Raw genomic sequence first — 18,151 nt, 5'->3', positions numbered from 1 at the left:
TGCTCCGCCCCGATCCCGTGAGGACCGCCGTGAACACCCAGCCCGAGGGCGTGCCCGCCCTGTTCGGCATCGTCCAGCTCGCTCTGACGCTCGGAGCCGTGGTGCCGCTGTCCGTGGCCGTGCTGGCCGTCGTGCTCTTCGTGCCGAGGCAGAGGAGGCGCGCCACGGCGGACGACGCCCGTCGCCTGCACGACCTGGCTCGCGTCGGCCTGCTCGGCTCCGGTCTCGCGACCGCGGCGCTGCTCATCGGCCGACTGGTGATGTCGGCGTCGGGCGGCGCCTCGTTCGTGTCGGGGGTGTCGTCGCCGCTGCTGGTGGTCGCGGTGCTGACGGCGGTCGTCTCCGGGGTGCTGTTCTTCGTGGTGGCGCCCAAGCCGCAGGACTGAGGCTCGCGACTCGGCCCGGCGCCTCGACGGCGCTCTGGCCGGGCAGCTCCGCCTCGGGGCTGAGACTCGTGCGGCCCGGTGTCGGATGATCCGACCGGTCTGTATCGTTGCGCGGCATGGACTCCCCGTCGCTCCCGCCGTCGCCGACGCCGTCTCCGGCGAGGCGTCGCCGTGTGCGCGTCGCCCGTGTCGTCGCCGTGCTCGGCGGCCTCGTGGGCGTCACTGCGGCGATCCTGCTCGTGAGCGTGCCGTGGTCCGGGCCGGGGCCGATCGCCGCCGCGACGGCGCTGGTGGTGACGGTCCCGACGGCGGGGGCGGTCGGAGCCGTCGCGGCGGTGACGACGGTGCTCCCCTCGAGCGAGCCGGCGGAGCACGAGGCCGTCGACGTCGCCCTGCTCGTCGTCGACGTCGCCGTCGTCGTCGTCGTGCTGCCGGCCGTCTGGCTGGTCGGCGTCCTGCTCGGCGGCCCCTGACGCCCTGGTCGTGAGGGCTACGGGCGCGCTAGAAGGTGTCGAACGACGACTCGCCGTCCCTCAGCTCGAAGCACCGTGACGCGGACGACACGGTGAGGACGTCGGCGTCGTCCACGTCCGCGACGAACGACAGTCCGTCGGGGCCCGAGGCGACCAGCATGAGGGTCGTCGACCCGTCCCGGAGCCCCGCGGTGAAGCCGTCCATGTCGGCGAAGTCCGCCCCGACGGCTTCGAGGACGGCACGGCGGTCCCTGCTCCCGTCGAGCTGGAACGTCGTCCGTCCCGTCCACTGCCAGGTCGTGTCGGAGCACGAGAGCAGGACGCCGTCCGGCGCCTGCTCCGACGAGACGACCTCGCCGGCGCCCGACGCGTCGGCGACACCGCTCCCGAGTGTCTGGGTCTCGGACTTGGCCTGGTCGACGGTGAGCGCCTCCTCGTCCATGTCGGCGTCTCCTCCGGCGGTGCAGGCGGTGAGCGTCGTGCAGAGCATGAGGACTGCGGCGAGGGCAGCCAGGCGAGCGCGGCGGGCGGTTCGGCGTGACGACCCGCAGGAGATCACGGTGCAGATGTACCTCACTCGCTCGTCAGCCCCCGAGAACGCGATCGCTCAGTACGTGCTGAAGGGACTCTCGTCCTCGGACAAGGTGAAGCACCGCGACGCGGACACGACGCGGACCAGCGAATCGGCGTCCGTCCCCCCGACGAAGGACAGCCCGTCGGGACCGGACACCACAGCAGTTGGCCCACCGGTCTGCATGTCTCGGACCTCGGTCGAGAAACCTTCTCGTTCACTGAACGCGCTCGTGACGGTCGAGGCGACATCCTGCACGCTCAGCTCCTGACCCAGCGTGAGAATGATGCGACCCGTCCATTGGTAGCGCTCGTCTCCGCAGTTCAGCAGCACGCCGTCCGGCTTCTGGTCGACGGCGACGACTCCCACAGGCTCGAACGCATCGACGATGGACAATTCCAGCTGCTGGGTCTCGGCCTTCGCCTGGGTCAGCGTCATCTCACGGTCCACGGTCATCTCCTCAGAACGGGTGCAGCCGGCGACCACGAGAGCCATGACGACCATGAGGCTGCACGAGATCGTCGTCATCGTCCTCGGCAGACCGGCGACCGAGGGGGGCTTCATCGTGTGCCCCTCGCGAGGCGCCCGTCGATCTGTTGCAGCACACTCAGGTTGTCGGTCTGGCTGGTCGCGACGAGGTTGTGGTTGTCGACCAAGCCCGAGAGCGTCGTCACGTCGAGATCTGCGCCCGACGTCGGCAGTGTGCCGGGGTACTGCGATCCCGTAGGCAACACCAGCGTCCAATCGCCATCTCGGGAGTAGATCGTGGAATCGAAGTCGTCGCTGACGTCCGGGTTGTTCCCACCACCGACCACGTCCAGATCCTGAGCCACGGACAGGAAGTCCGTGTAGCTCTGGTGACTGTACGTCGTGTCGGGCTGTGCGGTCCAACCGGGAGGCATGTAAGCCCCCGCGAGGGACTCCACCTGGTCGTATCGAGCCCCCTTCGCCTCCGAACCAGTGACTGCAGCCAGGCCCCATGAGTGGCCGATGCCGACCTCGTAGCTCTGGGCCAGGACCGGATCCGACCGCACCTCGTCCTGGAAGGCGGCCAGGTCCGCGCCCGACCGCAGGGCGTAGTCGGTCTGGTTGGCTTCCCAGATCCCACCCGGCACAGTGTCACCGGGGCTGCCGCCGGGGAAATAGCCGTCCTTCCAGACGAAGGCGACTCTGGACGAGTCCTGGTCGACCAGCCATCGGCTCACGTCCTGGACCCCGTTCCCGTAGAAGGACTCCATCGTGGTGCCCGTCCCGGGACTGTAGGTGATCGTGGACTTCGTGTCCGGTCCCGGTGTGCCGACCATCTCGACGAGACGCGAGCGATCGCGGTCGTAGAGCATCAGCTGCACTTCGTAGGTGCCATCGGGCAACCTGGTCGTCGCTCGGTCGAGGTACGCCTTCTCCTTCTCCAGCCGGGCGATGTCGGCCTCGATCTGCTTCTCCACCTGCCCGGGCTGGTATCCGTAGGAGGTCGTGTAGCCCGAACCGTCGACGGGCCCGAGGCGCTCGCGGAGCTCGTCGAGCTCGGACTCGACGACGGCGAGCCTGGCCTCAGCAGTGTGCCGGTTCGCCTCGACGCGGGCCAGGGGCGGCACGCCTCCCAGGGCGCCCATGACGACCGGCGCTCCGAGCAGCAGGGCCGACTGGGTCGCGGACCACCCCACCGTGTCATCACCGACACCACCGCCGAGACCGTCCCACCACGCGCGGACGTCCGTCGGTTCGGGCGGGTGCTCCCGCAGCTGGTCGACCCACTCGGGGTGCTGAGCCAGCAGTCGTGAGACGGCGTCCGGGTCGTCCTGCGCGAGCCGGGCGAGGAGGGCGGACGACAGCTCGGCGTCGAAGTGCTCCTGTGCCTGCGACCACGAGGTGCTCGTCGCCGAGGCGTCGGCCACGCCGGTGAGGGACGACACGCCCACGGGCTCGGCCACGGACGCGAGGTCGCCCCGAGCCTCGTCGATCGCCGACTCGATGAGCTGCCGCACCGCCTCCCTCTCGGCGACGAGGCCGGCGTTGTGCTCGAACTGCCCCGGACCCCAGACGTCTCCCGTCTGGTCGGAGTCCACCTCGAGCAGCTCGGCCTGATCGGCCCGGAACGTGGCGACGGACGATCGGAACGACGTGATGTCCGCCCGCAGCGCCTCGAGCCTCGCCTCGGCACCCGCCAGGGCGTCCGCGCACGTCGTCAGGGTGCTCGCGACGGAGGCCAGGGCCTCGGTGAAGTCGGCGCCGGCCGTCCCGACGACGGTCATCTTGCCGACGAGCGCGGGCGACTCAGGGGTGTCGTAGCTCGTCAGCAGGCCCCGCCAGGACGTCGAAGCCTGGTCGGTGGCGGGCTGGACGAGTGCGGCCTTCGATGAGAGGTCGCTCGCCCCGGAGGAGAGCGACGCGACGTCGATGGTGATCTCGGGCAGGGAGGCCAGCGTGATGAGCGCCGTCATCGCGGGATCCCTCCGCCGAAGCGACCGGTGTACCGGGCCGTGGCCGCCTGTTCTGCGGCCGACGCCTGCCCCGAGGCAGCCTCCGTCGTCGTGGCCATCACCTCGTCGGTCTGCACGTACGAGAGCGCGTTGGCCTGTGCGACGGCGGTCAGGGCTCCTGCACGCGCGACCGCGTTCGGTCCCGTCGACCGTCTCGGGTCGACTGCGGCGGACAGGGCCCCCGCCAGTCCCCCCTCGCTGCTCACCGCCGACAGGGCGACGTCCGCGGCTGCCAGGGCAGCCACGATCGCCGCCGATGCGTCGTCCATCTCCCGCGCGACCGCCCGGGTCACGTCGGAGATGCCCCCCACGTCGATCGAGTACCTCATGGCGCCACGCTAGCGGAAGGAGGGGCCCGAACGACCGTTCCGTGAGGATTCGTCGCCGCCCCCGTCCCCCTTCGTCGTGCGCGTGCGTGCGCCCTCCCCGGCTCCCCTCGCTCACCAGTGTTCCCCAGAACAGGCCCGCGAGGTCTCGCCCTCGGCCGGCCCGCCTCGGCACGACGCCGAACTGACCCTGGCGGGCTGGCGAATGGTGCGTGTCTCAGAGCATGACCCCGTCGACGTCGCAACGGCGACCGTCGAGGCCGTCCTCGTCGCCGCGCAGCACGCCCGAGCCGCCGCCGCGAGGCGAAAGACGACGTGAGAGCGACAAGACGACGCGATGTTCCACGTTGCTTTGTCGTCTTCGGGTCGCCTAGGCCGGCTGCTGGCCCGGCTGGCCGCCCTCGACGAGCTCGATGAACCGCGACAGCAGCCCGAGACCGGCGATCGAGGTCGGCATAGACGACGCCAGCGCCGGCGAGTGCACGAGCCACGCCGCCCACTTCGCGCGCGAGATCGCCACGTTGAGCCGGTTGGGCATCAGCAGGAAGTCGAGCCCGCGCGGGATGTCGGCTGCCGAGGACGCGGCGAGCGAGACGATCGCGACGACGGCCTCCCGGCCCTGGAACAGGTCGACCGTCCCCACGGTCGTGCCGGCGTAGCCCGCGCGGTCGAGCAGCTCGCGGATCACCGCGCCCTGCGCGTTGTAGGGCGCGACGACGATCACGTCGTCGTCGGTCAGCGAGCGGCTGCCGTGCTCGTCGGTCCAGCGGCGGCCGACGACGTCCCGGACCAGGTCGACGACCCGCTCGGCCTCGTCGACCGACGACGTCGTGTCGCCCGCGTGCACGACCGGCGCGACGTGCAGCCCCGGCTCGACTCCCTCGAGCAGCCGGGACGGAGCGCGCGACTCGAGCTGCCCCGCGTACGAGAGCCGCGACACCGGTGCCGTGACCGCGGGGTGCATCCGATACGTGCGCGACAGGAAGTACCCGAGCTCGGCAGGCAGCACGTCGTGCCCGTCGGCCACCCAGCCGAGCGCCGACGTGTCGACGGGCTCGGGGTGCGAGCCCTGGCTGACCTGGGGCAGCTGCTGCGGATCGCCGAGCAGCAGGAGGCGCTGGGCCGCCACCGAGGAGGCGATGGTCGGGGCCAGCGAGAACTGTCCGGCCTCGTCGACCACGAGCAGGTCGAGCGACCGGCGGGAGATCGTGTCGCCGTTCGCGAAGGTCCACGCCGTGCCGCCGACGACGCCGCCCGTCTCGCCCGCCCCGGCGAGGAAGCCGGCCACCGCGGCGCCGTCCTTGACCGGGGTCCAGGCCGCCGCCTCCAGCGTCTCGGCATCGGTGCCCTTCTTGGGCACCTTGACGACGCGCGACGGGTCGACGCCCTTGGCGACGACCGCGTCGAGGAAGTTCTCGACGACCGCGTGCGACTGCCCGACGACCCCCACGCGCCAGCCGTGCTCGCTCACGAGGCGGGCGACGACGGTCGAGCCGACGTAGGTCTTGCCCGTGCCGGGAGGGCCCTGCACGGCGAGGAACGAGCGGTCGAGGTCGAGGAGCGTCCGGGTCACGGCCGCCACGGTGTCGTCGCCGACGACGGGCACGACTCCCCCGCGCGGCGGGACCCGGCGCAGCAGGTCGAGCGCCGGGTCCGGTCGCATCGCCGGCAGCTCATCGAGCAGGGCGCGCCCCCACTCCGAGATGGCCTCGGGCTGCGGGGCCGCCCGCGGCGGTGCGGCGGGCGTCAGCGCGAGCGGGAACTGGTGGTGCGGCTCTCCGCCGCTCGCCAGCGACTCCTTGACGAGCAGGGCGACGCTGTCTCCGTCCGCGTCGACGTCGAGCACCGTCGCGCGGGCGGTCGCCCCGCGGAGGCCGGGCCCGGCCGCCCGGACGGTGGGCGGCAGCGGGGCGTCGTAGACGAGGTGCGGCGACGGACCGCCCGCGCTGAGACGGCTGCCCGGCCCGAGCGAGCCGACGAGGCGCAGGTCGCGCGAGAGGGTGCGGGCCCGCGGCAGCTTCTCCCAGTCGCGGACCACCTCGGCACGCTCGACGACGAACACGTCACGGGTGTCGCCCCACTCGTCGACCGGGCCGCGCAGGCGGTCGAAGTGCTCTTGCCAGAACGTCTTGGCCTCGCGCCGGTGGTAGTCGATCGCCGCCGCCGCGAGCGCGAGCGCCGTCTGGTCGGCGTCGCGGTCGAGCGGGTCGACGTCGGCCATCAGGGCGGTGAGCTCGACGAAGACGGGATCGGGCTCGGCCTTGACGCGCTCGTCGTCGACGAGCGGCAGCAGGTCGTCCGAGGCCTCGACGTCGGTGGTGGCGGCGAAGCCGAGCAGCCAGTCGCGCAGCCGCAGGGTCGACCGGCAGTCGTACTCGTTGTAGTCGGCGACCTGGTCGAGGCGGGCCTGACCGGACGGGTCGCCCGCCCGGAGGGCCGTGATCGCCTCGACGTAGGCCGTGATGCTGTCCGCGGCGTTCACGACGCCCTCGTCGTCGCGCAGGTCGGCCCCCATGTAGAGCGGCTCGAGCTTCTTGATCGAGTAGCTGCGCGAGCCGACCAGCAGCGCCTTGCGCACGATCGGGTAGAGGTCGACGAGCACGCCGTCGCGCAGGAGGTCGTCGACCTCTTCCTCGCCGACGCCGTGCCGGGCGGCCAGCGACAGCAGGTGGGTCCGCTCGTAGGAGGCGTAGTGGTAGACGTGCATGCCCGGGTGCGCCGCCCGTCGCTCGCGCAGGTAGGCGAGGAACGCGACGAGCGCACGCCGTTCTTCTCGGAGGTCGTGCGCCCAGAACGCGGTGAACCGCGCCTCCTGGTCGACGAGGCCGAAGAGGTAGTCGAGGCCCCACACGCTGCTGTCGCCCTCGGTGTAGAGCGGGTCGCCCTCGAAGTCGAAGAAGACGTCGCCGGGGTCGGGCGCGGGGATCGCCGCGAGTGCACCGGCATCGACGAGCCGGACCTCGGGTCGGCCGTGCTCGCTCGCCAGCTGCAGCTGCGCTTGGCCCCGGAGGCGCGCGAGGGCCGCGCCGCCCACTCCCGGCACGCCGCCGGTGCTGACCGCCAGCTCGTCGATGCTGTGCACGCCGGCGTCGTTCAGCCGGGAGCGCTGCGAGAGCGTCAGCCCGGCGACCAGCACGAGGTCGCGGTGCCGCTCGACCTGCGCGGAGCACTGCGAGCAACGGCCGCACGCGGTGACGCCCGGGGCGCCCCAGGCCAGGGGCTCGGTCGCGCGCACCCGCTCGGCGACCACGGCCCGGAGCTGCGCCTGCTGGGCCCGGAACACGGGCGAGATGTCGGCCAGGTCGTGGGTCGACCGCGACCCGTCGCCGAGCACGAGGTGCACCTGCGCCCCCACCGGGATGCCGAGCGCCTCGATCTGCTCGGCGTAGGCGGCGAGCTGCAGCAGCGCGGGGATCTTCGCGTGCCGGGCCAGCTTGGTGTCGTACACCTCGTACTCACCGGCGTCGTTCCGCACCAGGAAGTCGCTGAACCCGATGAACGACCCGTCGAAGAACGTCGCCTGGTAGAGCACGTCGGCACCGGCCCGCATCACGTCGGCCGCCGCCCGCGCCGCCGCGGGGTACTCGTCGCGGGACGGCCGCTCGAACTCGACGACGTCGTGCGTCGCGCGCAGCTGCTCGAGGAACCGCACCTCGTGGTCGTCGCCGAGCCGAGCCGTGCGGTCGAGCATCGCGTCGACCTCGTCGACCACCGCGTCGATCCGTCCCAGCTTCGCGTCGAGCCGGCGGAGGAACGCCCACTCGCACGCGGCCCAGGTCGTGAGGTCGGTGGGGCTCGTCACTACGGTGTCATCGGCGATGTAGATGGGGGCCTCCTCGAGCAGGTCCGGCCGGGCGACGAGCGTAGCGGGGCGTGCTCGACACCGTAGCGGCCGCCTCCGACACGACCCGGCAGCAGGCCCGGCGGCAGGCTCGGCGGCAGGCCGGTCGGGACGCCGGTCCGCACGCCCGTCGGCAGCCCGACCCGGTGCCTCAGCCCTTGCGCTGGGCCCGGTACGCGACGGGCGTCAGCCCGTGCACTGCTCAGAACTGCTGGGAGAGGGCCTGCACCCCTCCGCCCACCTCGTCGAGCTCGAGGTGCTCGGTCCGCTGACGACCCTGGCGCCTGGCGTGACGTCGACCCTCGACGTCGCGTGGCAGGTCGGACACGCCTGAGGAGGGGCCGGCTCAGTCCATCGTGAGCACGCTGCAGTTCCACGACATCCTGCCCGGCACGTCGATCGCCTGGGTCCACCAGGAGGCGGAGGCGACCTACGCCGGCGTCGCGACCTCGCTCGAGGAGATCGTCGACACGGCCACGGCGGCTCTCGTCGGCTCGGGGGACACGGCGCTCGTCGCCAACGCCGGCCCGTACGCGCAGCACGGCGTCGCCGGCCTCGGCATCGGCGCGGCGGCGGCCCCGCGAGCCGCCGAGCCGTCCGCCGAGGGCGACCTGCTGGTGCTCGACGACGGCCTGCTCCGGGTGGCCTTCGACCGTCGGGGCGTCCTCGTCTCCGTGGTCGAGCGCGCCACCGGGCGCGAGGTGCTGCCGGAGGGCACGGCGGGCGGCGTCCTCCAGCTGCTGCGCGACACGCCGCGCGAGTGGGACGCCTGGGACATCAACGAGGAGGACCAGCGCTCCGGCCGCGAGCTCCTCGACCCCGTCTCGGTGGTCCCCGACGGCGACGCCGTCGTCGTGCGGCACGAGTTCGGGGCGTCGACGGCGGAGATCCGCGTGCGGCTGGTCGAGGGCCGCGTCGACCTCGCGTTCGACATCGACTGGCACGAGTCGCAGAAGCCGCTGAAGCTGGCCTTCCCCGTCGACGTGCGCGCCGAACGGGCCGCCTTCGAGATCCAGTTCGGGCACCTGCACCGTCCCGTGCACCGCAACACGTCGTGGGACGCCGCTCGCTTCGAGACCGTCGCGCACCGCTGGGTGCACGTCGGCGAGCCCTCCTGGGGGGTCGCCATCGCGCACGACGTCGTCTACGGGCACGACCTGCGCACGACCACGGCGCCGTCCGGCCGGCCGATGGTCACCGCCCGCCTGTCGCTGCTCCGCGCTCCCCTCTACCCCGATCCCGGCGCCGACCAGGGCAGGCACTCCTTCACGGTCAGCCTCCGTCCGGGCGGGATCGCCGAGGCCGTCGTCGACGGCTACCGGCAGAGCCTGCCGCCCCGCCCGCTGCGCGGCACCCCCGTGGAGCCGCTGCTCTCGGTCTCCGACCCGGCGGTCGTGGTGGAGGCGGTCAAGCTGGCCGAGGACGGCAGCGGCGACCTCGTGGTGCGGCTGTACGAGGGACACGGCGACCGGTCGTCGGCGAGCCTGACGACCACGGTCGACTGGGACTCGGTCGACACGACCGACCTGCTCGAGCGGACCGTCGAGAGCACCGCCGTCCGCGCCTCCGACGTGCGTCGGGTCGAGCTGGAGCTGCGGCCGTTCGAGCTGGTCACCCTGCGGTTCCGGGCGCCGCGGCGAGCAGGCTGACGAGCGGGTCGGGAGGGGGCTCGCGCCCGCGGTATCCTCGTCCGTCGACGATCAGGGAGGGACGAGCCCGTGGAAGAACCGTCGGGGCACGACGCCCTGAGTCGCGCCGACGTGCGCGGGGTCCATGCCGCCGACCCCACCTGGGCCCTGCTCCGCAGCTCGAACAGCCGCTGGGTCCTCCCCCTGTTCTCGCAGCACCTCGAGCGAGCCGAGGGCCCCGTGTCGGCCGACTGGTTCCACCAGGCCGTCGCCGAGGCGCTGGCCGAGAACGCCGCCGAGGAGAACGGCGCCGAGGAGGCGCCGCCCGCGCCGGCCCCGGACGGCCCCGCACCCGAGACGCGGGCCACCCCGGCCGACTACTGCCGCAGCTGGGTCGACGCCCGGTGGCTCGTCCGCACCCGCGCCTCCTCGTCGGACGATGCCCGGCCTGCGTACCGGCTGTCGCCGCACGCGCTGCGGGCGCTGCGCATCGTGCGCGAGCTCGTCGAGGCGGACAACGCCGTCAGCGAGGCGCGCCTCGGCAGCATCGCGAACGCCGTCCGGCAGCTGGCCGGGCTCGCCGACCCGAGCGTCGAGTCGCAGCTGGGCCGCATCGACGCGCAGCTGGCCGACCTGCAGATCCGCCGCGACCGGATCGAGCAGCACGGCACCGAGCCGGTCCCCCTCGACGCGCTGAGCCGTCAGCTGCACGAGGTCGTCCGGCTGACGGCGTCCCTGCCCGCCGACTTCCGTCAGCTGAGCGCGATGGTCGAGCAGCGGCACCGCGAGGTCGCCCGCGGTGCCGCGAGCGAGGACCTCGGCAAGGGCGCGCTCGTCGACCAGTACCTCCGCGAGAACGACCTGCTCGAGCAGACGCCCGAGGGGCGGGCCTACCGCGGCTTCGCCCAGATGCTGTCGTCGAGCGAGATCGACCAGATGCGTGCCGACATCGAGACGGTCCTCGCCCAGCCGGACGCCGCCTCCCAGATCGGCGAGCGCCAGCGCGCCCAGCTCGAGCAGCTCATCTCGTCGCTGCTCGCCGAGGAGCAGGCCGTGCAGGAGACGTACGGCCGCTGGACGTCGTCGCTCCGCCGGTTCCTCAGCCGCTCGGGCGCCGACCGGCACCAGCGGCTGCTCACCCTCGCCGACCGTGCCCTCGACGCGGGTGCCGCCTGGGCCGAGCAGCTCCCGGGAGCCGCCGTGCTGCCCGCCGACGTGCTCGGACTCGGCCCGCTCGACGCCGTCGACCTCACCCAGCTGCAGCTCTGGAGCGAGCGCGGCCGGCCCACCGTCGACGTGCAGGTCACCGAGGGCGACCTCGCCCTGCCCGAGGCCGACCGGGTGGCGCTGCGCCTCACCGCCGGCACGAGCCCCGCCGCCGTCGCGGGCACGCTCGACCGGCTCCTCGCCGAGCGTGCCGAGGTGTCGAGCACCGACGTGTGGCTCGCCACCGAGCCCGAGTTCCGCCGCCTCGGCCTCGTGCTCAGCATGCTCGACCTCGCCGTCGACCGGGGCCTCGTCACCGACGACCGCGAGTCCGTCGTGCTCACCGCCGACGAGGGAGGCACGGGCCGCGAGGTCGTGCTGCCGCGCCTCGTCTTCACGGCGCCGTCCTCCGCTGCGTCGGCGGGCGCCGCCTCAGCCGACGATGCTTCCCCGCTGCACCTCCAGGGAGACCCCTCATGACCGATGCCCCCGTCGACACGACGCCCGAGGTCGAGGACGCCGCACCGGACGCCGTTGCCGGCGATGCCACCGGTGCCGCCGACGTCCTCGCCGCCCCCGGCACGCTCCCCCTCGCCGGCCGTCGCGCGCTCGTCACCCTGCTGACCCACCGCTTCGTCTCGCGGGCGAGGCAGAAGGAGGCGTGGGCCGGCCTCCTGGCGCACGAGGCCGACATCCGCGCCCGCCTGTCCGAGCTGTTCCTCGACCTCGAGGTCGACCACGGCCACGAGGTCGCGTTCAAGCGGCAGTCGGGCGGCGACGACGCCCCCGTGCTGCTGCGCCGCGAGAAGCCGCTGTCGCGCGACGCGTCGTTCCTGCTCGTGTTCCTGCGGCGCGAGCACGCGTACACCGACGGCGACGACGAGGCCGTCGTCGTCTCGCGTGACCAGGTCGCCGAGTTCCTCGGGCGGTTCCACGACGACACGGGCCGCGACGAGGTGCGGGCCGACCGCCGCGTCGACGCCGCGATCGCCGCCATGGTGTCGCGCGACCTGCTCGAGCCCGAGCCCGACGACCCGCAGCTCTTCACCGTCTCGCCCGCGATCGTCCCCCTGGTCAGGCCTGAGCAGCTGGCGCACCTCGAGCAGGTGTACCTCGACGCTGCAGGAGGCGCGGGTCCCGACGTCGAGGTCGGTGACGACCTCGACGAGGCCGAGCTGGACCAGGACGAGGAAGACGCCCAGCACCTCCCCGACCCCACGGCGGTCGCGCTCGACCTCGACCTCCCCCGCGACACGGAAGCAGACCCGGCATGACCCCCGCCTCCCCCGCCGACGAGACGACCGACACCGCACCCGAGACCCCCGCGCTCGACGTCGACGTCGCCCCCGACGACGCTCCCGACCTCGGCATGTTCCACTCGGGCCAATACCGCATCGAGCTCGTGCAGCTGCTCAACTGGGGCAGCTACGCCGGCCTGCACCGCATGCCCGTCGGGCGCGGCGGCATCGCGATCCTCGGCCCGACCGGCCGCGGCAAGTCGACCGTGCTCGACGCGATGAGCGCCGTCATCATGCCGAACCCGCAGGAGTTCAACCGCGCGGCCCGCGACGACTCCCGCCAGCGCTCCGAGCGCACCGTCTACAGCTACGCCCGCGGCAAGACCGACGAGGTGCGCGACGCCGCCTCCGACCAGACGACGACGCGGTTCCTCCGCCCGCTCGGCGAGGCCTTCGCGAGCGGCTCGGCGATCACCTGGAGCACCGAGCTCGGCGAGACCCTCACCGCCGTCCGCCTCGCCTGGATCGGTCCCGAGACGTCGAGCCAGGACGAGGTCACCCAATCGACCGTCTACCTGCTCGTCCGCGGCCGCTTCGACCTCAGCCGCCTCACCGAGGCCCGCCGCGACCCCACCAGCACCTCCCCGCTGACGAAGAGCTCGCTCAGCCGCCTCGTCGACCCCGCGCACGACCTCGTGACCTACTCGCAGCCCGAGCTGCGCGTCCGGCTCTGCGGCGTGCTCGGCATCGGCGGCAGCGACGAGTCGCAGCTCAAGGCGCTGACGCTGCTGCGTCGTGCCCAGGCGTCGAAGGGCGTCTTCTCGATCGACGAGCTCTTCACGCAGTTCGTGCTGACGCAGCCCAAGGCCCTGAGCCGCTGGGAGACGACGCTCGCGACCTACCGCGAGGCCTCGCAGCTCTACGACGTCTTCGAGACGACCCGCAAGAAGCTCGAGGTGCTCGAGCCCGTGCCTGCCCTCGCCGAGCAGTGGCAGGCCGCGGGCGACGACGCGACGGCCAAGCGCCGGCTGCTGGCCGAGGGCGACGAGCCCGGCGCCGAGCCGAGCCGCCTCCGCGTCTGGCTGGCCGGCAAGGTCGGCGACTGGGTGGGCGGCGAGGTCGACCGCGTCCAGCTCGCGAAGCGCGAGGCGACCGAGACGAGGAGGCGCGCGGCCGACGACGAGGAGGTCGCGCTCCGTGCCCGCGAGCAGGCCCTCGCGCAGATCGCCGACCTCGGCGGCGACCCCTCGCACTCCCTCCGCGAGCAGGTGCGCTGGGCCGAGGACGCGCTCGCCCGCGTCGAGGCGCAGCACCGGCGCTTCGCCGCGCCGCTCGAGGGCGTCGGCGAGGCCGTGCCGACCTCGGCCGACGAGCTCGAGGCCCTGCGCGGTCGCGCGTCCTCGCTCGCCGCCGAGGAGAAGTCCGCCCGCCGCGAGCACGACGAGCTGCGCGGCGAGCTCGCCGCCCGGATCGCCGAGACGCGTCGTGCCGTGGGCGAGCGCCAGCGCCAGAAGGAGTCGTTCGAGCGACGCCGCAGCAACGTGCCCGACGAGGCCGTCGAGCGTCGCCGCCGCATCGCCGACGGGACGGGCGTCCCCGTCTCCCGCCTGCCCTACGCGGGCGAGCTGATGGAGGTCGCCCCCGAGCACCGCGACTGGAGCACCGCCGTCGAGCGGGTCCTCGGCGAGCTGGCGACGCACCTCCTCGTCGACTCGGACGACTTCGCGGCCGTCCGCCGGTTCGTCGACGCCGAGGACATGCGCGGCCGCGTCACCCTCGTGCCCGCGCCCCCGGGCCTCACGCCGCGCCTCACGCCGATCGCCCGCACGGTGCCGTCGATGCTCGTGCTCGACGAGGCGAGCCCGTTCCGCGGCTGGCTGCACGACGAGCTCGTCGCCGAGCGCAGCGTGCTCTGCGTCGAGGGCGCCGACGACCTCGACGCACCGCTGCCCGACGGCGCACGCGGGGCCGTGACTCGGGCAGGCCTCCGCACCGGAGGCGGTCGTCGCGTCACGAAGGACGACCGTCGGATCCGCTCGTGGATCGGCCTCGACAACGCCGCCCGGGTCGCCGAGCTGGGCGACGAGATCGACGAGCTGACCCGTTCGCTCGATGCCGCCCGTGCCGAGTGGGACGCCGCCGAGACCGTCGCGGGCGCCCGCCGCCGCGTCGTCGAGACCATCGAGCGCGCCGTCGAGACGAGCTGGTCGGACGTCGACGCCGCACCGGCCCGTGCCCGCCTCGACGACCTGCGCGGCCAGCTCGAGCGGGTCGCCCTCGAGCGACCCGAGGTGGCGACGCTGCAGGCCGCCGCGGCCGAGCACGACGAGGCCCGGCTCGAGGCGGTGCGCCGCGGGGCCGAGGTGCAGCAGGTGCTCGACCAGCTCGAGCAGACGCACGCGACCCTGGTCGACATCGAGGACGCGTTCAGCGACGCCCTGCACGGCGCCGACCCACTCGACGACCACGAGCGCGCCCTGCTCAGCACGCTGCCGTTCACCGCGCCGCGCGAGGCAGCCGACGTCGAGCGCTCGCGTCGCGACGCCGCCGCCCAGCTGCGGTCGCAGATCGACGCGCACGACCGCGAGCGGGGCCAGCACGAGCTGACCCTCGAGCTCGTCTTCGCGCGCTACCTCGAGCTCGACCGCAACGCCGGGATCGACGCGACGATCGACAGCCTGCCCGCCGTGCTCGCGATCCACCGCGGGCTCGTCGACGACGACCTGCCGCACGCCAAGGAGAGCTGGCTCGAGAAGGCCGGCAGCGACATGGGAGACAGCCTCCGTGCGCTGCTCGTGCAGATCGAGGAGGACGGCCACGTCATCCGACGCGGCGTCCGCCCCATCTCGGAGGCGCTGCGGGCGATCGAGTTCCGTGAAGGGTCGACGCTCGACATCGAGCCGCGTCCCGTGTCGAACAGCGACCTGGCCGACTTCCGGCGCACGCTGCGCGAGCACCTGGGCGACGCGCGCGGGTCGGTCCCTGCGGCCGGCACGTCGTCGGGATCCGGCTCGGGGACGGTCGCAGGAGGCGCGGGCGCGACGGGTGCAGCCGCCCCGTCTCGGGAACCGGCCGAGGTCGAGCGACGGTTCCTCCGCCTCCGGCGCGACCTCGCCCACCTCGAGGAGCGCTCTAAGGTCGGCGACGCGTGGCGCCGCCGGGTGCTCGACGCGCGGGAGCACTTCCAGTTCCGGGCCATCGAGACGCGGGCCGACGGCACCCAGATCGTGCACGAGGGCGTGGCCGGCAAGTCGGGCGGCGAGGGCCAGGAGCTGATCGCGTTCGTGCTCGGCGCCGCCCTGCGGTTCCGGCTCGGCGACGGCACCGACCGGGTGCCGACCTACGCGCCGATCGTGCTCGACGAGGGCTTCGTCAAGGCAGACACGGAGTACACCGGCCGCGCCCTGTCGGCCCTGCGCTCGCTCGGGTTCCAGCTCGTCGTGGGAGCCCCGCGCGACAAGGTCGCCGCCTTCGAGCAGCACGTCGAGAGCGTGGCCTACATCTCGAGCGACCCGACCCGCCCCGAGCTCTCGCGCATCTGGCCGCTCACGATCCGCGAGGCGATGGAGGTCGAGCGCCACGGCCTCGACCCTGCCCTGCTCGGCTAGCCCGGCCCGCCTCCGCCCCCAGACGCGGCCGAGTGGTCAGGAACGGTCCTCCCCCGTCATGGGAAGGACCGTTTCCGACCACTCGGCAGCGCACACCTCGTGGACGCCTCACGCGCGGACGCCCTAAGCGACTTGCCCCGAACTGTTGCCTCGCAGGGCACGAGGCGACGATCCGGGGCAACTCGATCGTCTCGGGGGGCGAAGGTCGAATCGCGCGCGGGGCGCCGTCGTCAGACGTCGCGGGTGGGCGGGCCCGTGTAGTCGACGAGGAACCCCTTCGGCAGCGGGCCCTTGATCCGCTGGCCGGACTGCGACTCCTCCCAGGCGTGCGCGAGGATGCCGACCGACCGCGACAGCACGAAGAGGCCGCGCGCGAGCTCGGGCTCGATGCCGAGCTCGCCGTAGACGACGGCCGAGACGCCGTCGATGTTCATCGGGACGTCCTTGGCCGCCAGCTCGTCCTCGATCGCCAGGGCAGCCGCGAGGTGCCTGCCCGCCACGACGCCGTCGTCGCGTGCCCGCTCGATGAGCGTCAGCAGCGGGTCGCGACGCGGATCGCGCGGGTGCCACCGGTGGCCGAAGCCCGGCACGAATGCGCCCCGCGCCTTGTACGAGGCCACGAGGGAGGCGGCGAGCTCGTCCAGAGGACGCGCCGCACCCAGCCCGTCAGCCCCGCCGGATCCACCCGCACCCTCGTGCGCCGCGACCATCTCGTTCAGCAGCGCGACGCACTGCTGACCCGCGCCTCCGTGGGTGTCGCCCAGCACGTTGACCCCGTTCGCGATGGCCGAGTTGAGGCCGACGCCCGAGGTCGCCGCCATCCGCGCGCTCGCGATCGACGGCGCCTGCGGTCCGTGGTCGACGCTCGCGACGAGGGCGGCCTCGAGAAGAGCGGCCTGCTCCGGCGACGGCAGTTCGCCGCGGGTCATCAACCACACCGTGCTGATGAAGTCGACGTTCCCGATCAGCTGCTGCACGGGGTAGCCGCGCAGCTCGATGACGCCGGGCTCGATCCTCGTGATGGCGGTCGACCACCATGCCGTCGTCGACGCGAGACGCGCCTCGAGCCGAGCGTTCTCGGCCTGGGCGGCGGCCAGCTGCTCCTCGAGCGAACCAGCGGCAGCACCAGCACCAGCACCAGCACCAGCAGCAGCAGCAGCAGCAGCGGCACCCGCACCCCCCGCGCTCACACCGCACCACCCTCGTGCAGCGCCCGGATCTCGGCCGCGTCGTACCCGAGCTCGGCCAGCACCTCGTCCGTGTGCTCCCCGAGCAGGGGCGGCGACACGGTGGGCCTGCCCGGCACCCCGTCGATGCGGATCCCGTGCCCCATGACGCGCAGCGGGTCGTCGCCGTCGGCTCCCCCGGGGAACGGCAGCGAGTGCACCAGCTCCCGGTCGCGCACCTGCGGGCTGTCGAGCATCTCGGCGACCGTGAGCACGGCGGCGGCCGGCACGCCCGCGTCGCTCAGCGCTTCCTCCCACGAGGCCGCGGACCGCGAGGCGAGAGCCGCCTCGAGCGCCACGGTGAGCGCCGCTCGGTGCGTCTTGCGCGCCTCCCGCTCGGCGAACCGAGGGTCGGCGACGAGGTCGGGGCGGCCGACGACGCCGCAGAGCAGCTCGAACTGCTCCTGCTTGTTGGCGGCGATGTTGAGGGCGCCGTCGCCCGTCGCGAAGGTCCCCGACGGGGCGGCCGTGCCGTTGTCGTTGCCGAGCGGACGCGGCTCGGTGCCCGCGACGAGGTGGTTCGAGACGACCCAGCCCATCGCGGTCGCGGCCGTCTCGAGCATGGACACGTCGATGACCGAGCCGACTCCGGTCCGTTCCCGCCCGAGCAGGGCCGACGAGATGGCGAAGGCGGCGGCGAGCCCGCCGAGCGTGTCCGCGATCGGGTAGCCGGCCCGCAGCGGCGCGGTGTCGGGGGTGCCGGTGACGCTCATCATCCCCGAGCTGCCCTGGATGATCTGGTCGTAGGCCGGCTTCGAGCGCAGCGGCCCGGTCTGCCCGAAGCCCGAGATCGCGGCGTAGACGAGCCGCGGGTTGATCGCGCGGAGCGCGTCCCAGCCGAAGCCGAGCCGCTCGAGCACCCCGGGCCGGAAGTTCTCGAGCAGCACGTCCGACTCCGCGACCGCCCTGCGGAGCACCTCCGCGCCTCCTTCGGTCTTGAGGTCGACCGTCAACGAGCGCTTCTGGGCGTTCTGCGCGAGGAACGAGATGCCGAGGAGGCGCCCGTTCAGCTCTGCAGACGCGCCGAGCTGGCGGGCCAGGTCGCCGCCCCTCGGCGTCTCCACCTTGATCACGTCGGCTCCGAGCAACGCCAGCTGGTAGGCCGCGTACGGCCCGGCCAGCACGTTCGTCATGTCGAGGACGCGGATCCCCTCGAGCGGGCGAGGGC

At 73.4% G+C, this 18,151-nt stretch carries 14 protein-coding genes; 7 read left to right on the top strand and 7 right to left on the bottom strand.

The annotated features are described in order from the left end of the window. Nucleotides 1-29: 29 nt before the first annotated feature. Together ITJ48_RS00375 and ITJ48_RS00370 are read left to right on the top strand one after the other, a co-directional pair. Nucleotides 30-386, top strand: coding sequence for a hypothetical protein (locus ITJ48_RS00375; RefSeq protein WP_194611988.1), 357 nt, complete (start codon nt 30-32; stop codon nt 384-386). 116 nt (nt 387-502) lie between these two features. Further along, nucleotides 503-859, top strand: coding sequence for a hypothetical protein (locus ITJ48_RS00370; RefSeq protein ID WP_194611987.1), 357 nt, complete (start codon nt 503-505; stop codon nt 857-859). Between the two features lie 28 nt (nt 860-887). Here the strand turns inward: ITJ48_RS00370 and ITJ48_RS00365 are convergent, their stop codons facing one another. The 5 genes from ITJ48_RS00365 to ITJ48_RS00345 form a co-directional block, all read right to left on the bottom strand. Next, complete coding sequence (locus ITJ48_RS00365) at nt 888-1,301, bottom strand: hypothetical protein (protein WP_194611986.1); 414 nt, start codon at nt 1,299-1,301, stop codon at nt 888-890. 165 nt (nt 1,302-1,466) lie between these two features. Next, nucleotides 1,467-1,994, bottom strand: coding sequence for a hypothetical protein (locus tag ITJ48_RS00360; RefSeq protein ID WP_194611985.1), 528 nt, complete (start codon nt 1,992-1,994; stop codon nt 1,467-1,469). After that, the gene (locus ITJ48_RS00355) at nt 1,991-3,871 is read right to left on the bottom strand and encodes a hypothetical protein (RefSeq protein ID WP_194611984.1); all 1,881 of its coding nucleotides are present in this window, start codon (nt 3,869-3,871) and stop codon (nt 1,991-1,993) included. Before ITJ48_RS00355 ends, ITJ48_RS00360 begins: the two co-directional genes overlap by 4 nt. Further along, a complete protein-coding gene (locus tag ITJ48_RS00350; RefSeq protein ID WP_194611983.1) occupies nt 3,868-4,239 on the bottom strand; it encodes a hypothetical protein in 372 nt (123 codons plus the stop codon). Before ITJ48_RS00350 ends, ITJ48_RS00355 begins: the two co-directional genes overlap by 4 nt. A gap of 367 nt (nt 4,240-4,606) precedes the next feature. Further along, nucleotides 4,607-8,038 (bottom strand): TM0106 family RecB-like putative nuclease, encoded by a 3,432-nt coding sequence (locus ITJ48_RS00345; RefSeq protein WP_370544704.1) that lies wholly within the window; start codon nt 8,036-8,038, stop codon nt 4,607-4,609. Between the two features lie 232 nt (nt 8,039-8,270). Between ITJ48_RS00345 and ITJ48_RS00340 the strand changes: the two genes are divergently transcribed. From ITJ48_RS00340 to ITJ48_RS00320, 5 genes are all read left to right on the top strand, one after another. After that, nucleotides 8,271-8,411, top strand: a complete 141-nt coding sequence (locus ITJ48_RS00340) for a hypothetical protein (protein ID WP_194611982.1) — start codon at nt 8,271-8,273, stop codon at nt 8,409-8,411. Nucleotides 8,412-8,433: 22 nt separating this feature from the next. Beyond that, nucleotides 8,434-9,726 (top strand): glycoside hydrolase family 38 C-terminal domain-containing protein, encoded by a 1,293-nt coding sequence (locus ITJ48_RS00335; RefSeq protein WP_370544703.1) that lies wholly within the window; start codon nt 8,434-8,436, stop codon nt 9,724-9,726. 69 nt (nt 9,727-9,795) lie between these two features. After that, nucleotides 9,796-11,391, top strand: coding sequence for a DUF3375 family protein (locus ITJ48_RS00330; protein ID WP_194611981.1), 1,596 nt, complete (start codon nt 9,796-9,798; stop codon nt 11,389-11,391). Then, a complete protein-coding gene (locus tag ITJ48_RS00325; RefSeq protein WP_194611980.1) occupies nt 11,388-12,185 on the top strand; it encodes a DUF4194 domain-containing protein in 798 nt (265 codons plus the stop codon). Before ITJ48_RS00330 ends, ITJ48_RS00325 begins: the two co-directional genes overlap by 4 nt. After that, complete coding sequence (locus tag ITJ48_RS00320) at nt 12,182-15,757, top strand: ATP-binding protein (protein ID WP_194611979.1); 3,576 nt, start codon at nt 12,182-12,184, stop codon at nt 15,755-15,757. The genes ITJ48_RS00325 and ITJ48_RS00320 overlap by 4 nt, the downstream gene beginning before the upstream one ends. 230 nt (nt 15,758-15,987) lie before the next feature. Here ITJ48_RS00320 and ITJ48_RS00315 read toward each other — a convergent pair whose 3' ends face one another. Both ITJ48_RS00315 and ITJ48_RS00310 read right to left on the bottom strand, forming a co-directional pair. Next, a complete protein-coding gene (locus ITJ48_RS00315; protein WP_370544702.1) occupies nt 15,988-16,947 on the bottom strand; it encodes a citryl-CoA lyase in 960 nt (319 codons plus the stop codon). Further along, a complete protein-coding gene (locus ITJ48_RS00310) occupies nt 16,944-18,131 on the bottom strand; it encodes a CaiB/BaiF CoA transferase family protein (protein ID WP_370544846.1) in 1,188 nt (395 codons plus the stop codon). Before ITJ48_RS00310 ends, ITJ48_RS00315 begins: the two co-directional genes overlap by 4 nt. Nucleotides 18,132-18,151: the final 20 nt, after the last annotated feature.

It is taken from the genome of Frigoribacterium sp. VKM Ac-2530, assembly GCF_015350835.1.
Classification (GTDB): domain Bacteria; phylum Actinomycetota; class Actinomycetes; order Actinomycetales; family Microbacteriaceae; genus Frigoribacterium.
This window is presented reverse-complemented; position numbering and strand designations above follow the sequence as displayed.